The following is a 1,868-nucleotide window of genomic DNA, read 5'->3' on the forward strand; positions in this document are numbered from 1 at the left end:
CCCCAGCCCCTGCCCCCGATCCCGATCCCGATCCCGGCCCTCGCCATGGCTCGGGTTCTGGTTCTGGGTTGGGTTCTGGCCGGTGTTGAACTGCTGGCCGCCGACTGCCGCGGTCCCGTCGCCCCTGTCGGAGAAGCCCGTGCCGACGGAACTCGTGCCGGAGAACACCCTGTCGTCGAAAAACCCCGTGTCGGAGAACGTCGTGTCGGAGAACGTCGTGTCGGAAGAATCCTCCGACAGGCCGCTGAATCCGGAGCCCACCACAGTGGATTCGAACGAGCGAACCGAACCGGTATCACCGAACAAATCCCCACCGCCACCGGACCCCTGCCCCAACAGGCCCTCGGTGGACCGACCGCCCTGCCCGGAAGTGCCGGCGAACCGGAACGACGCCTTCAAATCATGAAGCCGGTCACCCGGACCCGAGGCCGGATTCACCAGCCCCGACAACAACGACCCGAACTTGTCCTGCAGACCGAACTTGTCCCCGATCACCCCGCCCAGACCGACCGCGTTGCGGGTGAGCATGTGCCCCACCAGACCCGCGCCGCCACCCGACAGACCCGTCTCCCAGGACGTGGTGAACTTCCCCGTCGTGAACAGGCTGTACACACCCTCGGAAAAGTTCTGGTGCGCCGCGTTCGCGATCGCGTCCCCCAGATAACCGCTGAACTTGCGCCCCCAGTCCGTCGACAGGGCACCCGCAACCCCATGCGACAACGCGGAGCGCAGCTCCCCGCCCATCCCCCTCGGCAGATCATCCAGACTCCGGAACAACGTGTCACCGAAGTCCTTCTTCCCGAACCGCGTCAGGAAGGCCCCCGCCCACTTCTCCCCCAACTCCCGCGCCCCACCCACACCCATCGCCCCACCGAGATCCCGGGCAAAAATATTCCCGACATCCGCCGAGAAACCGCCACGGACGGAACGACTGACCTCGCCCATCTCGAACCTCTGCGCCATGCTCGCCGCAGTGACACCGATGTCCCGGCCGAAACCACCCCGGACCCCCACACCACCCACCGGCCCGGACCCCAGATCATCACCGCCCTCCCTCGACAGATCCCGGCCCAGATCCCTGACCGTCTCCCGGCCCAGATCCCTGACCGTGTCCCGTCCACCCCCCGACAACGCACGCCCGACAAGGCTGTCGATGTTCCCCACGACATCCCTGCCGATCGCCTTCGAGATCAGGCCCGCCAGCGCCGAACCCGCATACGGCACGAAGACCATGAACGCGCCCTGCACCGCACCGAACGCGACCGCCTGCCTCAGATACTGACCGCCATTCTCCGTATACTTGCCCTCACTCGCCAGCGACCACCGCACGAAGATATCCATCGCCGCACCCAGGCCGACGTTGAGCGCCTCGAACATCCCGATCGTCGCCAGCAACCGCAACAGAAAACTGCGCAGGATCAGCCGGTAGAGCGCCCTCAAAAACGTCTGCTCGACAACCGCCGCGATCGGATTGAAGATCGCCAGAATCAGCGTCAACGCCCACTCGAACAGGAACTGCACCACCTGAACAATGATCATCCGGTTCGTGTAGTCGATCTGATAGCCCGTCTCACGGGCATAATTCGATATCCTGCCCGCAGTGTCCTTCAGATTCTTCACATAATCCGCGCCCGCACCCGCACCGAACGTCGACATCGCCTTGACATACGCATCGTTCCACTGACCACTGCCCGCACCCGAAACCGACTTCGCGATCTGCCCGATCAAATCCTGAAACTCATCAAGAGCCTTCATCAAGTCGCTGTGCGGGATCTCGACTTCCGCGCGCATACGCACCGAACTACCACGCGGAACATGCATGCCGGTCAGAAAAACAACGACACCGTCGAGAAACGGATTGACGGCCA

The 1,868-nt window shown here is 63.9% G+C and carries 1 protein-coding gene; it reads right to left on the reverse strand.

The window, feature by feature from the left end:
* Window positions 1-1,868 (reverse strand): hypothetical protein (locus tag ACGFU7_RS47995; protein WP_393705117.1); only part of this gene is annotated, 1,868 nt, incomplete at both ends.

Source organism: Streptomyces sp. NPDC048473 (genome assembly GCF_043200155.1).
In the GTDB taxonomy this organism is placed as follows: Bacteria; Actinomycetota; Actinomycetes; order Streptomycetales; family Streptomycetaceae; genus Streptomyces.